A 20,369-nucleotide genomic window follows, 5' to 3' on the forward strand; every position below is an offset into this window, starting at 1 on the left:
GCGGCGGTCCGGCGGGCCGATAGAAGTGCGAGGATCGGCACCCTGGATACGGGGCCCACACCTTTGGTCGCGAGGGCAGGACATGGCGGAAGCAGCAGCGCGCAAACGGGCACGGGGCGGCGGCGGTGCCGCCCGCCGGGCCGAACGGACGGCGGTCAGCGTCGAGACCGCGCGCCACATCGAGCGCAACATTCCCAATTTCGAGGTGCTGAACGAGGAAGCGCTGCAGATCATCGAGGCCAACGCCGAGACGGTGCTGGAAGAGATCGGCGTCAACTTCGTCAACAACCCCGCGGCGCTGGAACGCTGGCGCGAGGCCGGCGCGGATGTTCAGGGCGAGCGGGTGCGCCTGCCCAAGGGGCTTGCCAAGAGCCTCATCGCGCATGCGCCCTCGAAGTTCACCCAGCACGCGCGCAATCCCGAGCGCAACGTCGAGATCGGCGGGCGTAACCTGGTGCTGGCCCCGGTCTACGGCCCGCCCTTCGTGCGCGATGCCGATGGCGGGCGGCGCTACGCCACGATCGAGGATTTCCGCAAGTTCGTGAAGCTGGGCTACATGTCCAAGTGGCTGCACCATTCCGGCGGCACGGTCTGCGAGCCGACCGACATCCCGGTGAACAAGCGTCACCTCGACATGCTGTTGGCGCACATGACCTTGTCGGACAAGCCCTTCATGGGGTCGGTGACCGAACCCAGCCGCGCGCAGGACAGCGTGGACATGTGCAAGATCCTCTTCGGCGAGGAATTTGCGTCGAACAACGCCTGCATGACCTCGCTCATCAACATCAACTCGCCGCTGACCTTCGACGACGTGATGATGGGCGCGATGGAGGTCTATGCCGAGAACATGCAGGCGAGCATCATCTCGCCCTTCATCGTGGGCGGCGCCATGGCGCCGGTTTCGGTCGCGGGCACGCTGACGCAGGTGCTGGCGGAGGTCATGGCCGGCATCGCCTATTCGCAGCTGGTGCGGAAGGGCGCGCCGGTGATCTTCGGAGCTTTCGTGACCTCGATCGACATGAACTCGGGCGCGCCCACCTTCGGCACCCCCGAGGCGGCGCATATCACCTACGGTGCAGGGCAGCTCGCGCGCAGACTGGGCCTGCCATTCCGGTCGGCGGGGTCCTTCAACGGCTCCAAGCTGCCCGATGCGCAGGCCGGCTACGAGACGGCAAACACGCTGAACGTCGGCCTGCTATCGGGCGTGAACTTCATGCTGCACGCCTGCGGCTGGCTGGAGGGCGGTCTGGTTTCCTCGTTCGAGAAATTCGTGACGGATGCGGACCAGTTGGGCGCGCTGCACAAGCTGGCAGCGGGTGTGCCGATGGACGTGGAAGCGCAGGCCATGGAGGCCATCCGCGAGGTTGGCCCCGGCGGGCACTATCTGGGGTGCGCGCATACCCAGAAACATTTCAAGAGCGCCTTCTGGCGGTCCGAGGTGCTGGACTACAAGCCTTATGAACAGTGGGCGGACGAGGGCGGGCGCGATACCGCAACGCTGGCCGCCGCGCGGGTCGAGACGCTGCTCGAACGCTATCAGCAACCGGCGATGGACCCGGGCGTGGCCGGGGCGCTGAACGAGTACGTGGCGCGCAAGAAGGCCTCGATGCCCGACGCATTCAGCTGATCACGCCGGACAAACGGGTGGTGTAAGGGCCGTCTTCCCGAGAGGGGAGGCGGCCCTTTTCCGTGTGCGGTGCCGCCTTGGCGAAGTGATTCCGTCCCCGACGTCGAATCCCCGGGCCGACAGAGCGCAACCCAAGGGGTGTTGCGCCATGGGCATATTCAGCGTCCGGTGGTTTCAAAACTGTTTATGTAAATTACTCAATTATCGAAGGACGGTGGCGCTGTTAACTAATCGCTTACGATTCCGTTTCGTTAATAAGTCAGTAACCAGCTCTACCAATGGTTGACCGCGTTTTGGGGATAAAATCGTGGAAACCTTAATTGTCAGAGGCTTATCGCATGTCCGATCAACTGGAGCTGGCTGCTGGAACGCTTTGGCCCCGCTGGGTGCCTGAACAAATCTGTCTCTATCTCGCGCACACTGAACTGGGGACGCCGATCCGCGCCCTGGCCCGTGGAGCAGGCTGCCACGCCTCCACGGTGCTTCGGCAGGTGCGCCGGGTGGAGACCTGGCGGGATGACCCGCTGATCGACGCGGGCCTGCGTCGCCTGGGCGCCCTGGGGGGCCTCCCGGAGATCGAGAAGAGGACGAGGGGAGACGCTGCCATGGAAGTTGAAAGCTTGAAGGCGGGCGGGGTCGACGAGGCCACGCTCACGCGGGAGGCGGGGCGTGTGCTGCGCCGGCTCTGCGAGCCCGGGGCGGTGCTGGCCGTGGCACCGGGCATGGAGAAGGCCGTGGTCGTGCGCGACACGCCTGCCGGCGCGAGCACGCGCACGGCGGTGGTCGACACGCCGGTGGCGCAGGCGCTGGCCCTGAAGGGGTGGATCACCTGCGACGAACCGAAGGCCAAGGTGTCGCGCTACCGGGTCACATCGGCGGGGCGTACGGCGCTGAACAGGCTGGTGGCCGAGCGCGAGAACCAGGTGCGCGGTTTTGCCGAGGCGCAGGCCGGGTTCGAGAACGGACGGGCGGCAGACGAGGCGCTGAGTGCCTTCGAGGCCGCCCCGCGGAACCGAAAGTCGCGCTTTGCCCTGGCCGACAGCCCGCTCGCGGCGCTTGCACGTCGCCGGGACAAGGACGGCAAGCCCTTCCTGCCGGAGCGGCTGGTCTCGGCAGGAGAGCGGCTGCGGGAGGATTTCGAACTGGCACAGATGGACCCCTCGGGCACCCAGAACTGGGAGCACCTGATGTCGGGAAAGATCGACGGCTGCGGGACGAGCGGCGCGGGGGGCACGATCGACGCCAAGGCGCGGCTGCGCGCTGCGCTTGCCGATCTCGGCCCGGGGCTTGGCGACGTGGCGCTGCAGTGCTGCTGCTATCTCGAAGGGCTGGAGACCACGGAAAAGCGGCTGGGGTGGTCCGCGCGGTCGGGAAAGGTCGTGCTGCGCATCGCGTTGCAGCGGCTGCGACGTCACTACGACGAACTGGGCGCACGGGGGGGCGACCTGATCGGCTAGGCGCCGCGGAGGTGGGCACGAAAAAGGGCGGCAGCGCCTGGCTGCCGCCCTTGTCATGTCTGCCGGTCGCTTACTCGGCCGCGGTGACCGGCGTGCTGTCGGTAACCGGGATGGCGGGCTGCGATTCCGAGGCCTCGCGCACACCCTTTTCGTAGTCGGGGTGCACGCGGCCCAGCACGGCGTACCAGCGTTCCTTCACGCTGTCCGAGCAGGGCGCCATGGCGCCGGCCATGTTCTGGTGCAGGCGCTTGCGTTCGTCGTCGCTCAGCACCTCGGCATAGAGCTTGCGGGGCTGGACGAAGTCCTCGTCGGTGATCACCTGCGGATGGCGGAAGGCCTCGGCGTCGATCTTCATCGGAGGCTCCTGCACCGCAGGATCGGCGCGCGGCGCGTCCTCGTACTGGTTCGGCTCGTAGTAGGCGTTGGGATTGCCCGTGTCGTTGCGGAAGAACCGCATCGCGCCGTCCTTGTGATAGTGGTGCACGTCCGCCTTGGGCGCGTTGGCGGGCAGCGCTTCGTAATGGGTGCCGAGACGGTAGCGGTGGGCGTCGGCATAGGCGAAAATCCGGGCCTGCAGCATCTTGTCGGGCGAGAAGCCGATGCCCGGCACGACGTTCGACGGGCTGTAGGCGGCGTTCTCGACGAACTGGAAGTAGTTCTCGGGGTTGCGGTTCATCTCGAGCTCGCCGACCTCGATCAGCGGGTAGTCGCTGTGCGGCCAGACCTTGGTGAGATCGAAGGGGTTGAAGCCGCAGGTCTCGGCCTCTTGCTCGGGCATGACCTGGATGAAGAGCGTCCACTTGGGATACTCGCCCGCCTCGATCGCGTTGAAGAGATCCTCTTGGTAGCTGTCGCGGGTGGAGCCGATGAGGCGCTCGGCTTCCTCGTTAGTGTAGGTCTTGTGGCCCTGGTGGGTGCGGAAGTGGAACTTCACCCAGTGGCGCACGCCGTCCTTGTTCCACATGGAGAAGGTGTGGCTGCCGTAGCCGTTCATGTGCATCGGGTTCTTCGGGATGCCGCGATCGGACATCAGGATGGTGACCTGGTGCACGGATTCCGGCTGGCCGGCCCAGAAGTCGAACATTGCCTCGGGCGAGCGCAGGTTGGTCTTGGGATGGCGTTTTTGCGTGCGGATGAAGTCGGGGAACTTGTAGGCGTCGCGGACGAAGAAGATGGGGGTGTTGTTGCCCACCATGTCCCAGTTGCCCTGTTCGGTGAAGAACTTGAGCGAGAAGCCCCGCACGTCGCGTTCGGCATCGGCGGCGCCCTGTTCCCCGGCGACGGTGGACCAGCGCGACAGCACCTCGGTCTTCTTGCCCACCTCGGAGAAGAGGTCTGCGCAGGTGTATTGGGTAATGTCGTGGGTGACGGTGAAGGTGCCCTGCGCGCCCCAGCCCTTGGCGTGCACGACGCGTTCGGGAATGCGTTCGCGGTTCTGGTGGGCCAGCTTCTCGATCAGCTGGTAGTCCTCCAGCAGGAGCGGGCCGCGGGGGCCGGCGGTCTTGGAGGTTTCGTTGCTGGGAACGGTGGCGCCGGCGGTCGTTGTCAGACGTTGGCTCATGAGACGGATCTCCCTTTGGCTGATCTCACCGGGCCAACAGGCGGGATGTCATATGGTTTCATTGGATTTTCGGATGGTTTCGATAAGGCTTGACTATGGCGCAAGGCGGGGTTGCGCGCTGCGCCGCAGTGCCGCCGGTCGCAAGGGTGGAAATCCGCGTGAGAGGCGCCTACTGTCCCCAGAACCGATCCTCTCCCCACACCGGAGACAAGCTCTTGCGCGATCTCAAGATTCCCCAGTCCCGCCACCCCGAAAAGGCGCATCGTCCCGACAATGCGCAGCCCAAGAAACCCGACTGGATCCGGGTGAAGGCGCCCGGGGGGCAGGGTTACAACGAGACCCGGCGCATCATGCGCGAGCACAACCTGACCACGGTCTGCGAGGAAGCGGGCTGTCCCAACGCAGGCGAATGCTGGAACGCGGGTCATGCCACCATGATGATCATGGGCGAGGTCTGCACCCGCGGCTGCACCTTCTGCAACGTGGCCACGGGCCGTCCCGACACGCTCGACGTCTTCGAGCCGGGACGTGTGGCCGACGCGGTGGAGAAGCTGGGGCTGAACCACGTGGTGATCACCTCGGTTGACCGCGACGACCTCGACGACGGCGGGGCGGAGCATTTCGCGCAGACGATCCGGGCGATCCGACATCGCGCGCCCGGCACAACGATCGAGATCCTGACGCCGGACTTCCTGAAGTGCGGGCCCGAGGCACTGGAAATCGTGGTCGCGGCGCGGCCGGACGTGTTCAACCACAACCTCGAGACGGTGCCGGGGCTTTATACCTCGGTGCGGCCGGGGGCGCGGTATTTCCACTCGCTGCGGCTGCTGCAACGGGTGAAGGAGATAGACCCGTCGATCTTCACCAAGTCGGGCATCATGGTGGGGCTCGGCGAGGAGCGCCCGCAGGTGCTGCAGGTCATGGACGACATGCGCGCCGCGGACGTCGATTTCCTGACCATCGGCCAGTACCTTCAGCCCACGCCCAAGCACCACGCCGTGGACCGGTTCGTGACCCCCGAGGAGTTCGCGGGCTACGAGAAGTCGGCTTGGGGCAAAGGGTTCCTGATGGTTTCGGCCACGCCGCTGACGCGGTCGAGCTACCACGCGGGCGACGATTTCGAGAAGCTCCGCGCCGCGCGCGAAAAGCAGCTGGCGACGGCGTGATCTGCCGGGGCTGATCCAGCGGTGCGCTACCGCGCGCTGTGATTCCGCGAGTTGAGAGGCGACGCCCGGTTTTCCGCCGGGCGTTTTCTTTTGTCGGGGTCTAGGGCTTGGGTCTCACCAGACCGAAGAGCTTCGGCCCGGGGCCACCCGACGCCTCTTCTGCCTTGGCAGGCGCTGCCGTCCCGCCCAAGCAAAATCGCCCGTCTCCCCGCGAGGCGGGGCCCCTCGGGGATTTGGCTTGGCCGTGCCGTCATCGCCCGCCTTGTGGGGCAGAGGCGACGGGCGGCTCCGGACCGAAGGCCGGGGCTACTCGGCGGGGGCGGGCAGGGCCTTGACGTAGGCGGCGACGGCCTGACGGTCTTCGGCGGGAAGCTTGGCGAAGTTCTCAATCACCTCGACCATGTGGCCGCCGGCGCTGTCGAAGTCGGGCGTGAATCCGGTTTCCAGGTAATAGGCGATGTCGCCCGCGGACCAGTCGAGATGGTCGGGCGTGAGGCCGGGAATGCGGCCATCTCCGCTGGGGTTGGCAGCACCCGCCAGCCAGGCGTCACGGTCGAGCCCGCCGAGCGCGTTGCGCGGGGTGTGGCACTCGCCGCAATGGGCCAGCGCCTCGACCAGATAGCGGCCGCGTTCGAGTTCGGGGGGCTCGACATCCTCGATCACCCATGAGGGGTCGACGAACAGCACTTTCCAGCCGCCGACGGCGCGGCGGATGTTGAAGGGGAAGGCGACCTCGTGCGGCTGCGACTCTGCCTGCGTGGGCGGCAGCGTCTGCATGTAGGCCCAGAGGTCGGCGATGTCCTGTTCACGTATGTGGGTGTAGGCGGCGTAGGGGAAGGCGGGGTAGTAGTGGCTGCCTTCGGGCGAGACGCCGCGCAGGAGGGCGTTCGCAAAATCCTCGAAGCTCCAGTCGCCGATGCCATGGTCCGGATCGGGCGAGATGTTGGGCGCGTGGAAGGTGCCGAAGTCGGAGGGGAAGGCCTGGCCCCCGGCGAGCACGAGCTTGTCGTCGCTGTCGGGCGCGTGGTGGCAGGAGGCGCAGCCGGCAGCGGTGAAGACGGCTTCGCCGGCGTCCGCGTCCCCGGTGAGCCCCTCGAGCCGGTCGGCGGCGACGCGGGAGGGGGCGGTGAGCCAGAAGCCGAGCCCGGCGGCGCCGAGCGCCGCCAGGAGTAGGACCAGTAGGACGCGCTTCATGCCGGATCAGTCGTCGGACTGGCGGTAGCTGTCGTGGCAGTCGCCGCAGGCGCCGCCGAGTGCGCGCATGGCGGGGCCGATCGCCTCGGCGCCTTCGGCCGCGGCGGTCTGCATGCCCTCGGCCGCTTCGGCGAGCGCTTCCCACTTCGCGAAGAAATCGTCCTGGTCTTCCCAGATGGCGGGCAGGGCGCGGGTATCGTCGCGGTCCTCGGTGCTGGTGCCCTCGGGCCAGAGGATGGGCTGGTGGACCATCGAGATGGCGACGATCGAATCGGCCGCGTCGGTGGCGGTCGCCTCGTCGTATTCGGCATTGCCGCGGGCGATGTCGCCGAGGATGCCGAGGTTGAGGGCCAGGGTGTTGAACTGGCCCTGGCGCGCCTTGACGGCCATGTCGGCCTGCTGCGCGATGGCGGTGGTGCCGGCGAGCGCGGCCGCGGCGGTCAGGAGGGCAAGTGTCTTTTTCATATCGCTTTCCCTGTCGGATGGCTGATTGTGTGACTGTGTCTAATCACACATCAAAACGCTAGCGTAACAGATCCGTCAGTCCACCTCACGTTCCCGTCAGACGTGTGGGCTGATGCGCGGGGCTCTGCCGGATCCGGTTGCGCTCAGTCGGTGAAGCGGACCTTGCCGATGTAGGGCAGGTTGCGGTTGCGCTGGGCGTAGTCGATCCCGTAGCCGACGACGAATTCGTCGGGGATCTCGAAACCGGTCCAGTCGGCGCGGAAGTCGACTTCGCGGCGGGCGGGCTTGTCCAGCAGGGCAATGGTGCGCAGGCGGGCGGGATCGCGCGATTTCAGCAGGTTGGTCACGTGGTGCAGCGTGTGGCCGGTGTCGACGATGTCCTCGACCACGAGCACGTCGCGGCCCTCGATGGGGCTGCGCAGGTCCTTGAGGATGCGCACCTCGCGCGAGGATTCCATGCCCGAGCCGTAGGAGGAGGCTTCGATGAAATCGACCTCGACGGGCAGGTTCAGCTCGCGCACGAGGTCGGCGATGAAGACGAAGCTGCCGCGCAGCAGGCCCACGACGACAAGCTTTTCGGTGTCGGCGAAGACGGCCTCGATCTCGTGCGAGAGGGCCTCGATGCGCGCGGCGATGGCCTTGGCCGAGATCATCTCATCGACCACATATGGACGTTGGGTCATCCGGATTCCCTTGAAATTTCGGCCGCAGCATACGACATGTCGCGGCATTGTCACGGCCAGCGCGGGAGCATCATGCCCACTCATTCCGAAACGAGACGCCTGCCTTACACGCCCAAGCAGATGTACGATCTGGTGGCGGATGTCGGGTCCTATCCGGAGTTCCTGCCGTGGACAGCCGCGGCGCGCATCCGCTCGACCGAGGACAAGGGGGATCGCACCGAAATGCTCGCCGACCTGGTGATTTCCTTCAAGGTCTTCCGCGAGCGGTTCGGATCGCGCGTGACGCTTTATCCGCAGGACAACCGCATCGATACCGAGTACCTGGACGGTCCGTTCAAGTACATGGAATCGAAGTGGGAATTCGAGCCCGCGGGCGACGAGGGCAAGGAATGCGACGTGCACTTCCACGTGGATTTCGAGTTCAAGAACCGCATCCTGCAGGGCGCGGCGGGCATGTTCTTCTACGAGGCCATGCAGCGCATCGTGCGGGCCTTTGAGCGCCGCGCCGCAGAGCTCTACGGACGCTAGCGTCGCGTTAACCTTCTGATTCGAAAGAGGGTTTCTCGCCACTTTTGCGCCGGATTCGGAGCGCAAATCTCATCTTGAAGTAAGATCGCTTACGAAGAGGTGAATCCAATGCTGCCGATTGCTGCCAGCACTCCTGGGGCATCGCCACTGTCGCAACCCCGCGCGTCGGGGGGCGAGAGTTACGGCGCAACGCCCAACGGGACCCGAAACCAGGAACCGAAATCCAACCTTGCCGCGCCGGCGCCCGCCGGAGCGGGCGCGTCGAGCATTGCCAATGCCGACAAGAGCCCGGCCCCCGGTCAGCCGGGCCTTGCCGAGGTCGTGCAGGCCAAGATCGCCTCATCCGAGGCGCAGGCCAAGAGCGAGCCCAACGTCGATCCCGCCTTCGAGAAACCCACCGTGCTGAAAGGCAAGGGTGTGAAGGAGATGGCGGAGGGGAATGACCAGCCCGCCGGTAGCGGGATCGACCCGAACCCGCAGGGGCTGACGCGCGGCGGGCCCGCTGGGGTCGAGACCACCCGGAGCGCCGTTGCGCCTGAACCGGCACAGACGCCGGAAAGCGGTGAGAACGAGGATGTCACGCAGGCCGCCCGCGAGGGCTATGCCGGTGGCGTCGTGGCCACGGCTGATCCGGTCGAGCCCGGCTTGGTGCGCGCCGCCTGAGCCACGCGCTGAGGGCGCGTCAGGACAGCGCCGCGCGGACCAGTTCCAACGCGCGCTGCGTGGCCGCCTGACGCACCTCGGCGCGGCCGATGGCGCCGAATTCCTGCGTTTCGCTGGTGACCTCAGTGCCGATGGCGAGGCCGAAGCAGACGCGGCCCTCGGGCTTGTGTTCCGAGCCGCCGGGGCCCGCGATTCCACTGATTGCGACGGCGATATGAGCGTCCGCGGCCACGCGGGCGCCGCGTGCCATTTGGCAGACGACTTCCTCGGAAACGGCGCCGTAGGCGGCCAGCGTGCCGGGAGAAACACCCAGCATCTCGGTCTTCGCTGCGTTGGAGTAGGTCACGTAGCCGCGTTGGAAGATGTCCGAGGATCCCGCGATGTCGGTGATCGCGGCGGAGACCATGCCCCCGGTGCAGCTTTCGGCTGTGGTGATGGTCCGGCCGCTGGCGCGGGCGAGGGCGAGGATCTCGGTGGCGAGTTGCTGGGTCATGGACCCTCCTATCTCACATCAGGAACCCGTGCGCGATGGCCGCGAGCACCGCTGTGACGATCGTGGCGAAAACACCGGCGATCACGTCGTCGAGCATGACGCCCATCGCGCCGCCCGAGCGGTCGGCGCGCCCGACGAGCCAGGGTTTCCAGATGTCGAAGAGGCGGAAGAAGACGAAGGCGGAAAGAATGCCGGGCCAGAGGCGCAGCACGTCGATGCCCATGGCGGTGGCGCCGTAGCTGACCGTCAGAAGCGCGATCCACTGGCCCACTACCTCGTCCACGACGATCCACGAGGGGTCGTGATCGGTTGCGCCCTCGGTCAGCTTCTTGGTGGCGACGTAGCCGGCGGCGAAGAGGACGACGCCCGCGATGATGAGGAGCCAGACACCGCCGATGGCGTGCAGCAGCCAGGCCGCTGGCAGCGCCGCGAGCGAGCCCCAGGTGCCGGGGCCAGGGCGCAGGTAGCCGACGAAGAAGAACGAGGCGATCAGTTTCATTGCGATACCAGTGTCGCGGTGGCGAGCGCCGCGATCCCTTCTTCCCGGCCGGTGAAGCCGAGCCTTTCGGAGGTGGTGGCCTTGACCGAGACGCGGGACGTCTCGATCCCGAGGATGTCGGCGAGCGATTTGATCATCGCCTCGGCGTGCGGGCCGATCTTGGGGCGTTCGCAGACCAGCGTGACGTCGACGTTGGCGATCTTCATGCCGCGCTCGGCCACCATGTCGGCGGCGTGGCGCAGGAAGATGTGGCTGGCCGCGCCCTTCCATTGCGGGTCGCTGGGCGGGAAATGGCGGCCGATGTCGCCGGCGGCCAGCGCGCCGTAGATGGCGTCGGTCAAGGCATGCATGCCCACGTCGGCGTCGGAGTGGCCGTCGAGGCCGTGGGAATGCGGGACGTCCACGCCGCAGAGGGTGACGTGGCCTCCGGGGCCGAAGCGGTGCACGTCGTAGCCGTTGCCGAGCCTTACATCCATCGCGCTCTCCAGGTATTGGGCGGCGCGGGCGAAGTCGTCCGGGCCGGTGATCTTCAGGTTGAACTCGTCGCCCGGGACAATGGCGATGTCGAGTGCGGCATCTCGCGCCACCTGCACGTCGTCGGCGGCGCCGCCCGGGTGGGCGCGGTGCGCTGCGAGGATCTGCGCAAAGCGGAAGCCCTGCGGGGTCTGGGCGCGGAAGAGCCCGGTGCGGTCCTGCGTGCCGGTCACCTGTCCCCTGGCGCCGGTCCAGAGCGCGTCGGTGACGGGCAGGGCGGGGGCGGCGCCGGGGGAGCGGTTAAGCGCGGCGATGACCGCGTCGATGGTGTTGCGCGAGACGCAAGGCCGCGCCACGTCGTGGATCAGTACCACATCGGGCGGATCGCTGGCCAACGCCTCGAGCCCTGCGAGCACCGAGGCGGCGCGGTCATGGCCGCCGGGGACAAGCTCGACATCGAGGCCGTGGGAGGCGGCCTGCGCGAGATCCGCGTCATCGGGGTGGATGACCATGACAAGCCGGTCGAGATGTGCGAAGGCGTCCAGCGTCCAGGCCGCCACAGGGCGGCAGGCAACATCGCGCCACTGCTTGGGCAAGGGGCCTCCGGCCCGCTGTCCGCGCCCGGCCGCCACGATCACGGCTGCTGTCTTCATCTGCGGTCCCTTTTGGCGACTGTCTCTAGGGCCTGCACCGGTCATGTGCAACGCGCCGGGGTGTTTCGCTCAATAATTGGGCAGCTGCCTCTTCCGCGCTTCCGAAAAGCGCGGCGAGCGTTGAAGGCGGGCAGGGGAGGCGTTAGCTGCAAAGCATATGCACAAGGAATAGGCATGAACGTCTCTCTCGGCGACAGGCACATCGCTCCACCGGTTCTGCTCGCACCCATGGCGGGCATCACCGACCTGCCTTTCCGCACGCTGGTCAGCCGGTTCGGCGCGGGGCTGGTGGTCTCGGAAATGATCGCGAGCGGCGAGTTTCTGACCGCACGTCCCGGCACCCGCGAAAAGGCGGAGCTCGGCGCGGACATCGCCAACACCTCGGTCCAGATCGCGGGCCGCGCGGCGGAGCCGATGGCCGAAGCCGCGCGCATGGTCGAGGCCATGGGGGCGCGTGTCATCGACATCAACATGGGCTGTCCGGCCAAGAAGGTGACGGGTGGCGAATCCGGCAGCGCGCTGATGCGCGAGCCCGACCACGCGCTGCGCCTGATCGAGGCGGTGGTGGGCGCGGTGTCGGTTCCGGTGACGCTCAAGACGCGCCTGGGATGGGATGACAGCGCTCTCAATGCGCCCGACATCGCGCGGCGGGCCGAGGCCGCGGGCGTACAGATGGTGGTGATCCACGGGCGTACGCGCTGCCAGTTCTACAAGGGGCGGGCCGACTGGTCCGCGATCCGGGCGGTGAAGGAGGCGATTGCGATCCCCGTCATCGCCAATGGCGACATCGTGGACGCAGAAAGTGCCCGTGATGCGCTGCGCCTTTCAGGGGCGGACGGCGTGATGGTGGGCCGGGGGATCCAGGGCGCGCCCTGGGTGCTCGCCGAAATCGCGGCAGAACTTTACGGCGCGCCGGTGCCCGAGGTGCCGGAGGGGGCCGCGCTGGTGGACATGGTTCAGGGACATTACGAGTCGATGTTGTCGTTTTATGGTGGTGATCTGGGGCTGCGCTGCGCACGCAAGCACCTGGGGTGGTACATGGACGCGGCTGGAACGCCGGGCGCGTTGCGCAAGCGGGTGCTGACCGCGAAGGACCCCGCCGAGGTACAGGCTATTCTGCCCGACGCGCTGGGCGCCGCGACACACGAAAGGTGCGCGGCATGAAACGCGAACTCGAGCTTCAGCTCTGGTCGTCGATCCCGGTCCCCGCGATGCTGATCGACGAGGGCGACCTGATCGCCGACATGAACCCGGCGGCGGAAGGGTTCCTCAACAACTCGGCCAAGTGGCTGGTGGGGCAGCCGGTCTGGGACAGGCTTGCCGTGGACGCGCCCATCGAGGAGAGCTTTGCCAAGGCGCGGGCCAACGGCACGCCGCTGTTCGTCAACGATGTGGACGTGGGCACGGGCCATCGCGCGCCGCTGTCGTGCAGCCTGCAGATCGCGCCGGTGCAGGGCCAGCCCGGCTGGATGATGATGCTAGTCTCCCCGCGCGAGCTTGCCGGGCGCATCACGCGCAGCAACTCGGTCAAGTCGGCGGCCAAGTCGGCCATCGGCATGGCCGAGATGCTGGCACACGAGATCAAGAACCCGCTCGCCGGGATCACAGGGGCGGCGCAGCTTCTGAGCATGAACCTCGGGTCCGAAGATCTTGAGTTCACGGATCTGATCGTCGCCGAGACCCGCCGCATCCTGAAGCTGCTGGAGCAGGTCGAGCAGTTTGGCAACCTGTCCCCGCCCGAGAAGAAGGCCGTGAACATCCACGATGTGCTGGACCGGGCGCGCAGGTCGGCGGTGCTGGGCTTCGGCGGGCACATGAAGATCATCGAGGATTACGACCCGTCGCTGCCGCACGCGCTGGGCGATCCCGATCAGCTTTTGCAGGTCATCCTGAACCTGCTGAAGAACGCCTCGGAGGCGGCTGATGCCAAGGAGGGGGGCACCATCCGTCTGCATACTTTCTACGAGCACAGCTTCCGCCTGCGCCGCGCCGACGGCAGCGGGCAGACGCTGCCGCTCCAGATCGAGATCATAGACGACGGCCCGGGCCTGCCGGAGGAGATCAAGGCCGACATCTTCGACCCCTTCGTTTCGGGCAAGGAGAACGGCACGGGGCTGGGCCTGGCTCTCGTCAGCAAGATCATCTCGGATCACGACGGCTGGATCACCGTGGACAGCGCGCCCGGCCGTACCGTCTTTCGCATTTCCCTGCCCCGCGCGCCGGGTGAGCCCAAGGAGTAAGTCCCATGGATGGCACCGTTCTTGTTGCAGACGACGATCGTACGATCCGCACCGTTCTCACCCAGGCGCTGACGCGCGCCGGCTGCAAGGTGCACGCCACCTCGTCGCTGACCACGCTGATGCGCTGGGTCGGCGAGGGAAAGGGCGACGTCGTGATCTCGGACGTGGTCATGCCGGATGGCAACGGGCTCGAGATGCTGCCGAAGATCCAGCAGGACCGGCCAGACCTGCCGGTGATCGTGATCTCGGCCCAGAACACCATCATGACGGCGATCCAGGCGGCCGAGGCCGAGGCCTACGACTACCTGCCCAAGCCCTTCGATCTGCCAGACCTGATGAAGCGTACTGCGCGGGCGCTGGAGAACCGCAACAAGGCGCCCAAGCGCGACGAGGCGGTGATCGGGGCCGATGCGCCGGACGAGCTGCCGCTGGTCGGCAAGACGCCGGCCATGCAGGCTCTCTACCGGCTCGTGGCCAAGGTGATGAACACCGATCTGCCGGTGCTGATTACCGGCGAGAGCGGGACGGGCAAGAGCCTGATCGCGCGGGCGATCCACGATTTTTCCGACCGGCGGACGCTGCCCTTCGTCGCGGTGACGGGGGCCGAGCTGGCCGAGTTGGAAGGGCCGGCCAAGATCCTTGCGCGGGTCAAGGGCGGCACGCTGCTGATCGACGAGGTGGCCGACATCGAGGACGAGGTGCAGGCGCGCATCGTGCGGATGATCGACCAGCCGGGCGAGCACAACCCGCGGTTCATGGCGACCTCGCAGGGGGATCTGTCGCAGCTGATGGATGACGGGCGCGTGCGGCAGGATCTGTTCTACCGCCTTTCGGGTGCCTCAATCGCGGTGCCGTCGCTGCGCGAGCGTGTCGAGGACATCTCGCTTCTGACGGATCACTTTCTGGCTCGGGCCGAGCGCGAGGGTGCGCCCAAGCGCTGGCTTTCCGAGGAATCCGCCGAGCTTTTCCGCGCCTACAGCTGGCCGGGCAACGTTCGTCAGCTCGAGAACGCTGTGCGGCGCCTGAGCCTGACCAGCCGTGCCGAGCAGATCTCGCGCAGCGAGGTCGAGGCGGTGCTGGGCAACCAGCCCGAGACCGGGCCGATCCTGCGCGGCGGTGACAGCGAGAAGCTGGGCCAGAGCGTGGCACGGCACCTGCGGCGGTATTTCGACCTGCACGGGCAGATGCTGCCGCCCCCGGGGCTTTACGGGCGCATCATCCGCGAGGTCGAGGCCCCGCTGATCGAGATCGCGCTCGAGGCCACTGGGGGAAACCAGGCGAAATGCGCCGATCTTCTGGGAATCAACCGAAATACCTTGCGGAAGAAGATCAACGATCTCGATATTCGCGTGACAAGGCGTCGTAAGTTGATGTAAAACCGCCACAGAACTGTGGCCGCCCGGAGACTCCGGGGCAAAGAAGCCACGATATTTGGCGGTTCGCTGCCTGGGGCAGCACATCATGGCGAGGTAGTCTGTGGCCACGCGGGCACGGATCAGCACTTTGGCCCGCTTGGGTCGTTTCATGCGACGGAGATCGGTTTCCAACGCCGTCACGTTCGGTCTCGTACTGCTCGGACCCCTCCTTGCCGTTCTGACATTTCTTGTTCTCGGGCCGCTTGACGGGACAACGGGCCAGCAGCTGAGCCTGCGGCTCGTCCTGCTGGCAGACCTTGTCTACGTGCTGCTGCTCGCGGCGCTGGTTCTGGCGCGGGTCGCGCGGATGATCGCCGCGCGGCGGGCGCGGTCGGCAGGGTCGCGGCTGCACCTGCGGCTGACGGCGGCCTTTGCCATGATGGCCCTGCTGCCCACGGTGACCGTGGCCGTCTTTGCCGTTCTGACCATCAACATCGGTCTTGAGACCTGGTTCTCCAGTCGCGTGCAGAACGTGGTGGGCGCCTCGCTGGCGGCGGCGGAGGCCTACAAGGAAGAGCAGGCCGAGGGTCTGGAGCAGGACGCGCAGGCGCTGGCGGCCTTTATCGACGCCGGCCGACGGGCCAATTTCGTCATGGGCGACGGCGAGCTTCGGCAGGTTCTGGGGCAGGGGCAGAGCCAGATCCAGAGGGGGCTTCGCGAGGCCTATGTCATCGACGGCGCGGGCGAGATCCGCGTGCGGGGTGAACGGTCGTACCTCTTTGATTTCGAGCGCCCCTCGCAGGCGGCATTTACCGTCGCGGAGGAGGCCGGTCTCGCGCTGGTCGAGGACTGGCGCAACGACGAGTATCGCGCGCTGGTGCCGCTGGAGGCCTTCGTCGACCGATATCTATATGTAAGCCGGGCCGTCGACGGCGGCTTGCTGATGCTGCTGGACGAGACGCAGGAGACGGCGCGCTTCTACCAGCAACAGGAGAGCGAACGCGGGCGACGGCTGTTCGATTTCGCGCTTCTGTATCTTGGTTTTGCGGTTCTGCTGATACTTGCCGCGACGTGGGCGGGGCTCTGGTTCGCCGAACGCCTGTCGCGGCCCGTGGGCCGTCTGACCGGCGCGGCGCAGCGCGTGGGGGCAGGTGATCTCGACGTGCATGTGCGCGAGGAGGAGGGCGACGACGAGATCTCGATGCTCGGGCGCTACTTCAACCAGATGACGCAGCAGCTCAAGGTTCAGCGCGAGACGCTGCTGGAGAATACCCGCCAGATCGAGCGCCGCCAGCGGCTGTTCGACTCGGTGCTCAGTTCGGTGACCTCGGGGGTTGTCGGGCTCGATGCCGAGGGGCGCGTGACGTTCGTGAACCGCTCGGCGGAGCGGCTGCTGGGCTGGGACGAGACGCGCAAGGCGGTGCACCTGTCGGTGGCGGTGCCCGAGTTCGGTGCGCTGTTCGAGCGGCTTCATCAGGAGGGCCGCGAGACCGGCCAGGAAGAGGTGAAGGTCAGTCGGGACGGGCGGCTGGAGCACTTGCTGGTACGCATGTCCACGCGGCGACGCGGCGATGGCAGCCTCGAGGGCTACGTCGTGGCCTTCGACGATGTGACCGAACTCGTGAACACGCAGCGCATGGCGGCCTGGGGCGACGTGGCGCGGCGCATTGCGCACGAGATCAAGAACCCGCTGACGCCGATCAAGCTGTCGGCCGAGCGCATCCAGCGCAAGTTCGCAGGCCGCCTGGACGAGACCGAGACCGAGCAGATCGGCAACCTCACCGGGCGCATCGTGCGACAGACCGAGGACCTGAGGCGCATCGTCGACGAGTTTTCAAAGTTCGCGCGGATGCCGGAGCCCGAGCGTCGTCCCGAGGATGTTGCCGACCTTCTGCGCGGTGCGGTGATGCTGCAGGAGGCCGGGCAGCCCGAGGTGGACTTCGACTGCGAGATCGCGCCGGGCCGCTACGATGCCGAGCTGGATGCGACGATGATCGGGCAGGCGCTGACCAATCTCATCAAGAACGCGGGCGAGGCCATCGAGAGCCTCAAGGAAAAGAACCCGCCAGAAGGCTACACACCGGCGATCCGCGTGACGGCCGAGGCCGAGGGCAGCTGGGCGCTGATCCGCATCATGGACAACGGCATCGGCCTGCCCGAGGACCGCGCGCGGCTGTTCGAGCCTTACGTGACCACGCGCGACAAGGGCACGGGCCTTGGCCTGCCCATCGTGAAGAAGATCATCGAGGAGCATGGCGGCACCCTCACGCTTGAGGATGCCCCCGCCTTCGAGGAGGGCGCCCACCGCGGCGCCATGGCGGAAGTGCGCCTGCCGCTGGCCGCAGATGCGGGCCGTGCGGAAGATGCGCAGCACACGGAATTGGCTTGAACGGATATAAGAAAGGGGCAGACAGATGGGCGATATTCTGATTGTCGACGACGAACGCGACATCCGGGAGCTGATCGGGGATATCCTCGAGGACGAGGGCTTTACCACGCGATTGGCCGGCACCTCGGACGAGGCCATGGCACAGATCAACGGAGAGCCGCCGGCGCTTCTGATCCTCGATATCTGGCTGAAGGACAGCCAGATGGACGGCATCGACATCCTCAAGAGCGTCAAGCGTGACAATCCCGACATTCCGGTCGTCATCATCTCGGGCCACGGCAACATCGAGATCGCCGTGGCGGCGATCAAGCAGGGCGCCTACGACTTCATCGAGAAGCCCTTCAACATCGACCAGCTTCTGGTGGTGATCCGTCGGGCGATGGAGACCTCGCGGCTGCGGCACGAGAACCTCCAGCTCAAGCGTGGCGAGAGCAAGGCTGCCGAGATGATCGGCGAAAGCCCGGCCTTCCGCACCCTGCAGGGACAGCTAGAAAAGGTGACCCGGTCAAACGGGCGGGTGATGCTGAGCGGACCCGCGGGCAGCGGCAAGGAGGTGGCGGCACGCTTCATCCACGCGCAATCCGCCCGGGCCAATGCGCCCTTCGTGACGGTTAACTGCGCGGGCGTCGCTCCGGACAACATGGAAGCGGTGCTTTTCGGGCGCGAGACCTCCAAGCGCGGGGTGGAGCCGGGGCTGCTGGAACAGGCGCACGGCGGGGTGATCTTCTTCGACGAGGTCGCCGACATGCCGTTGGGCACACAGTCCAAGATCCTGCGGGTTCTGGTCGACCAGTCCTTCGTGCGCGTGGGCGGTTCCGACAAGGTGCGCGTGGACCTGCGCGTGATCTCGTCGACCAACCGCGACTTGAAGGCCGAGATCCAGGCCGGGCGCTTCCGCGAGGAGCTCTATCACCGGCTGAACGTGGTGCCGATCGCGGTGCCGAGCCTTGAGGAGCGGCGCGAGGACATCCCGGTGCTGGCGCGCTATTTCATCGACGCCTGCCATCGCGACCAGGGCCTGCCGCAGCGCGACCTGAGCGACGAGGCCGTGGCGCTGATGCAGACCATGATCTGGCCGGGAAACGTCCGCCAGCTCAAGAACATGGTGGAACGGCTGCTGATCCTGGGCGAGAGCACGGGCGTCATCGAGGCGCGCGAACTGCCGCAGGAAAGCCCGGGGGGCGACGATGCCGAGGGGCGCGTGGTGCTTTCGGGCACGCTGGCGACCCTGCCACTGCGCGAGGCGCGCGAGGCCTTCGAGCGGGAATATCTGCTCACGCAGATCAACCGCTTTGGCGGGAACATCTCGCGCACGGCCTCTTTCGTGGGCATGGAGCGCTCTGCGCTGCACCGCAAGCTCAAGTCGCTGGGCGTGGTCACCAGCGCCAAGGCGGGCTCGCGCGTGGCGCGGATGGAGGACGACGAGGTGCAGCAGGTCTCGTGATCCGGGCAGCGGGGCAACCGGGCCTGCCGTCACGCAGCGCGTTGACGCCCCGGTTCCCGCGTGCCATGCCGGTCTGCGGCTCTGGCTTCGGGGATGAGGCATGAAAGTTGTCATTTGCGGTGCAGGGCAGGTCGGCTGGCAGATTGCCCGCCACCTTGCCGGCGAACGCAACGATGTGACGGTGGTGGACAACAATCCCGAACTGGTGCGCCGGGCGACGGATACGCTCGACGTGCAGGGGATTGCGGGGTTCGCCTCCTATCCGGACGTGCTTGACCGTGCCGGTGCGCGCGACGCGGACATGATCATCGCGGCGACGCATTCGGACGAGGTCAACATGGTCACCTGCCAGGTGGCCCACTCGGTCTTTGCCGTGCCCCGCAAGATCGCGCGCCTGCGCTCGCAGAGCTATCTCGACGCGATCTACTCGGATCTCTATCGCCGCGATCACATGCCCATCGACGTGGTGATCTCGCCCGAGAAAGAGGTCGCCGCGGCGGCGCTGCAGCGGCTTTCGGCGCCTGCGGCTTTTGACACCGAAAGTTTCCTTGATGATCAGGCACAGCTGATGGGCCTGACGATCGACGACGACTGTCCGATCGTGAACACGCCGCTGCGGCAGCTTACGGATCTTTTCTCGACGCTGCGGTCGGTCGTGGTGGGCATCCGCCGCGAGGGCACGCTCTTTGCGCCGGAAGCCGGCGACCAGCTTTTCGCGGGCGATGCCTGCTACATCGTGGTGCACAACGACGACGCGCGCCGCGCGCTCGAGATCTTCGGCAAGTCGGTGCGCAAACAGGAGCGCGCGGTGATCATCGGCGGCGGCAATGTCGGCCTGGCCGTGGCGCAGGCGCTCGAGAACGGGCCGACCCGCGTGCGCACCAAGGTGATCGAGCGCAGCCGCAAATGTGCCGAGCACGCGGCCGAGGTGCTGGAGCGGACCATCGTGCTGCATGGCGACGGTCTGGATGCGGGGCTGCTGAACGAGGCGGGCATCTCGCGCGCCGACGCGGCGCTCTGCGTGACGGACGACGACAAGACCAACATGCTCTCGGCGGTGCGGGCCAAGGCGGCGGGCTGTCCCATGGCCATCGCGCTGATCAACGACCCCACGCTGGTGCCGCTGATGGAGCCGCTGGGCATCGACGCCTACATCAATCCACGCGCCACCACGGTGAGCTCGATCCTGCGCCACATCCGCCACGGGCGGGTGAGCGCGGTCTATTCCATCGGCGATGCCGAGGCCGAGGTCATCGAGGCCGAGGTTCTGTCGACCTCGCCCATGGCGGGGCAGAGCATCCGCGAGATCGACTTCCCGGAAGGGGTGCTGATCGGCGCCGTCCGCAAGGGCGACAAGGTGCTGAAACCCACCGGCGGCCTGCGGATCGAGGATGGCGACCGGGTGCTGATCTTCGCGCTGTCGGGCGACGTGCCCGAGGTGGAGCGCCTGCTCCAGGTCTCGATCGACTTCTTCTGAT

General features: G+C 66.9%; 18 protein-coding genes. 11 read left to right on the forward strand and 7 right to left on the reverse strand.

Annotated features, from left to right (window positions below; translation table 11 throughout):
* Positions 1-82: 82 nt before the first annotated feature.
* Positions 83-1,627: a trimethylamine methyltransferase family protein gene (locus tag C8N44_RS05640; RefSeq protein ID WP_107975196.1), complete on the forward strand. Its 1,545-nt coding sequence runs from the start codon at positions 83-85 to the stop codon at positions 1,625-1,627.
* A gap of 338 nt (positions 1,628-1,965) precedes the next feature.
* Positions 1,966-3,084, forward strand: coding sequence for a DUF6456 domain-containing protein (locus tag C8N44_RS05645; RefSeq protein ID WP_107975197.1), 1,119 nt, complete (start codon positions 1,966-1,968; stop codon positions 3,082-3,084).
* A 70-nt stretch (positions 3,085-3,154) separates the two neighbouring features.
* Here the strand turns inward: C8N44_RS05645 and C8N44_RS05650 are convergent, their stop codons facing one another.
* Entirely contained in the window at positions 3,155-4,645 is a 1,491-nt protein-coding gene (locus tag C8N44_RS05650) for a catalase (RefSeq protein ID WP_107975198.1), read from the reverse strand.
* 215 nt (positions 4,646-4,860) lie between these two features.
* Here C8N44_RS05650 and lipA point away from each other — a divergent pair, with 215 nt between their 5' ends.
* Entirely contained in the window at positions 4,861-5,811 is a 951-nt protein-coding gene (gene lipA, locus C8N44_RS05655; RefSeq protein ID WP_107975199.1) for a lipoyl synthase, read from the forward strand.
* A 306-nt stretch (positions 5,812-6,117) separates the two neighbouring features.
* Here the strand turns inward: lipA and C8N44_RS05660 are convergent, their stop codons facing one another.
* The 3 genes from C8N44_RS05660 to hpt form a co-directional block, all read right to left on the reverse strand.
* Positions 6,118-7,005 (reverse strand): cytochrome c, encoded by an 888-nt coding sequence (locus C8N44_RS05660; protein ID WP_107975200.1) that lies wholly within the window; start codon positions 7,003-7,005, stop codon positions 6,118-6,120.
* Positions 7,006-7,011: 6 nt separating this feature from the next.
* Positions 7,012-7,470, reverse strand: a complete 459-nt coding sequence (locus C8N44_RS05665; RefSeq protein WP_107975201.1) for a c-type cytochrome — start codon at positions 7,468-7,470, stop codon at positions 7,012-7,014.
* 143 nt (positions 7,471-7,613) lie between these two features.
* The gene (hpt, locus tag C8N44_RS05670; RefSeq protein WP_107975202.1) at positions 7,614-8,153 is read right to left on the reverse strand and encodes a hypoxanthine phosphoribosyltransferase; all 540 of its coding nucleotides are present in this window, start codon (positions 8,151-8,153) and stop codon (positions 7,614-7,616) included.
* 72 nt (positions 8,154-8,225) lie between these two features.
* Here hpt and C8N44_RS05675 point away from each other — a divergent pair, with 72 nt between their 5' ends.
* Both C8N44_RS05675 and C8N44_RS05680 read left to right on the forward strand, forming a co-directional pair.
* Positions 8,226-8,681, forward strand: coding sequence for a type II toxin-antitoxin system RatA family toxin (locus tag C8N44_RS05675; RefSeq protein ID WP_107975203.1), 456 nt, complete (start codon positions 8,226-8,228; stop codon positions 8,679-8,681).
* 108 nt (positions 8,682-8,789) lie between these two features.
* Entirely contained in the window at positions 8,790-9,344 is a 555-nt protein-coding gene (locus C8N44_RS05680) for a hypothetical protein (protein ID WP_107975204.1), read from the forward strand.
* A 19-nt stretch (positions 9,345-9,363) separates the two neighbouring features.
* Here the strand turns inward: C8N44_RS05680 and C8N44_RS05685 are convergent, their stop codons facing one another.
* The 3 genes from C8N44_RS05685 to C8N44_RS05695 are packed head-to-tail and all read right to left on the reverse strand — an operon-like array spanning position 9,364 to position 11,463.
* Positions 9,364-9,837, reverse strand: a complete 474-nt coding sequence (locus C8N44_RS05685; RefSeq protein ID WP_107975205.1) for a CinA family protein — start codon at positions 9,835-9,837, stop codon at positions 9,364-9,366.
* Positions 9,838-9,850: 13 nt separating this feature from the next.
* On the reverse strand, positions 9,851-10,336 hold the full coding sequence (locus C8N44_RS05690) for a phosphatidylglycerophosphatase A family protein (protein WP_107975206.1): 486 nt from the start codon (positions 10,334-10,336) through the stop codon (positions 9,851-9,853).
* Positions 10,333-11,463, reverse strand: coding sequence for a bifunctional 2-C-methyl-D-erythritol 4-phosphate cytidylyltransferase/2-C-methyl-D-erythritol 2,4-cyclodiphosphate synthase (locus C8N44_RS05695; protein ID WP_107975207.1), 1,131 nt, complete (start codon positions 11,461-11,463; stop codon positions 10,333-10,335). Before C8N44_RS05695 ends, C8N44_RS05690 begins: the two co-directional genes overlap by 4 nt.
* Positions 11,464-11,637: 174 nt before the next feature.
* Between C8N44_RS05695 and dusB the strand changes: the two genes are divergently transcribed.
* From dusB to trkA, 6 genes are all read left to right on the forward strand, one after another.
* Positions 11,638-12,627: a tRNA dihydrouridine synthase DusB gene (gene dusB / locus C8N44_RS05700; RefSeq protein WP_107975208.1), complete on the forward strand. Its 990-nt coding sequence runs from the start codon at positions 11,638-11,640 to the stop codon at positions 12,625-12,627.
* A complete protein-coding gene (locus C8N44_RS05705) occupies positions 12,624-13,703 on the forward strand; it encodes a two-component system sensor histidine kinase NtrB (protein WP_107975209.1) in 1,080 nt (359 codons plus the stop codon). The genes dusB and C8N44_RS05705 overlap by 4 nt, the downstream gene beginning before the upstream one ends.
* 5 nt (positions 13,704-13,708) lie before the next feature.
* Positions 13,709-15,079, forward strand: coding sequence for a response regulator (locus tag C8N44_RS05710; RefSeq protein ID WP_107975210.1), 1,371 nt, complete (start codon positions 13,709-13,711; stop codon positions 15,077-15,079).
* 148 nt (positions 15,080-15,227) lie between these two features.
* Positions 15,228-17,447, forward strand: coding sequence for a sensor histidine kinase NtrY-like (locus C8N44_RS05715; RefSeq protein WP_107975211.1), 2,220 nt, complete (start codon positions 15,228-15,230; stop codon positions 17,445-17,447).
* Positions 17,448-17,472: 25 nt separating this feature from the next.
* On the forward strand, positions 17,473-18,891 hold the full coding sequence (ntrX, locus tag C8N44_RS05720) for a nitrogen assimilation response regulator NtrX (protein ID WP_107975212.1): 1,419 nt from the start codon (positions 17,473-17,475) through the stop codon (positions 18,889-18,891).
* 100 nt (positions 18,892-18,991) lie between these two features.
* Positions 18,992-20,368, forward strand: a complete 1,377-nt coding sequence (trkA, locus tag C8N44_RS05725) for a Trk system potassium transporter TrkA (RefSeq protein WP_107975213.1) — start codon at positions 18,992-18,994, stop codon at positions 20,366-20,368.
* The last annotated feature ends 1 nt before the right edge of the window (position 20,369 follow it).

Source organism: Allosediminivita pacifica, from assembly GCF_003054175.1.
GTDB lineage: Bacteria > Pseudomonadota > Alphaproteobacteria > Rhodobacterales > Rhodobacteraceae > Allosediminivita > Allosediminivita pacifica.

Bases quoted from the DNA above. Each gene is read 5' to 3' on its own strand.
- hpt (WP_107975202.1), bottom strand. From the start codon at position 8,153: ATGACCCAACGTCCATATGTGGTCGATGAGATGATCTCGGCCAAGGCC.
- C8N44_RS05685 (WP_107975205.1), bottom strand. From the start codon at position 9,837: ATGACCCAGCAACTCGCCACCGAGATCCTCGCCCTCGCCCGCGCCAGC.
- C8N44_RS05675 (WP_107975203.1), top strand. From the start codon at position 8,226: ATGCCCACTCATTCCGAAACGAGACGCCTGCCTTACACGCCCAAGCAG.
- C8N44_RS05715 (WP_107975211.1), top strand. From the start codon at position 15,228: ATGCGACGGAGATCGGTTTCCAACGCCGTCACGTTCGGTCTCGTACTG.
- C8N44_RS05680 (WP_107975204.1), top strand. From the start codon at position 8,790: ATGCTGCCGATTGCTGCCAGCACTCCTGGGGCATCGCCACTGTCGCAA.
- C8N44_RS05640 (WP_107975196.1), top strand. From the start codon at position 83: ATGGCGGAAGCAGCAGCGCGCAAACGGGCACGGGGCGGCGGCGGTGCC.
- C8N44_RS05705 (WP_107975209.1), top strand. From the start codon at position 12,624: ATGAAACGCGAACTCGAGCTTCAGCTCTGGTCGTCGATCCCGGTCCCC.
- C8N44_RS05650 (WP_107975198.1), bottom strand. From the start codon at position 4,645: ATGAGCCAACGTCTGACAACGACCGCCGGCGCCACCGTTCCCAGCAAC.
- C8N44_RS05690 (WP_107975206.1), bottom strand. From the start codon at position 10,336: ATGAAACTGATCGCCTCGTTCTTCTTCGTCGGCTACCTGCGCCCTGGC.
- C8N44_RS05660 (WP_107975200.1), bottom strand. From the start codon at position 7,005: ATGAAGCGCGTCCTACTGGTCCTACTCCTGGCGGCGCTCGGCGCCGCC.
- trkA (WP_107975213.1), top strand. From the start codon at position 18,992: ATGAAAGTTGTCATTTGCGGTGCAGGGCAGGTCGGCTGGCAGATTGCC.
- C8N44_RS05665 (WP_107975201.1), bottom strand. From the start codon at position 7,470: ATGAAAAAGACACTTGCCCTCCTGACCGCCGCGGCCGCGCTCGCCGGC.
- C8N44_RS05695 (WP_107975207.1), bottom strand. From the start codon at position 11,463: ATGAAGACAGCAGCCGTGATCGTGGCGGCCGGGCGCGGACAGCGGGCC.
- C8N44_RS05710 (WP_107975210.1), top strand. From the start codon at position 13,709: ATGGATGGCACCGTTCTTGTTGCAGACGACGATCGTACGATCCGCACC.
- C8N44_RS05645 (WP_107975197.1), top strand. From the start codon at position 1,966: ATGTCCGATCAACTGGAGCTGGCTGCTGGAACGCTTTGGCCCCGCTGG.
- dusB (WP_107975208.1), top strand. From the start codon at position 11,638: ATGAACGTCTCTCTCGGCGACAGGCACATCGCTCCACCGGTTCTGCTC.
- ntrX (WP_107975212.1), top strand. From the start codon at position 17,473: ATGGGCGATATTCTGATTGTCGACGACGAACGCGACATCCGGGAGCTG.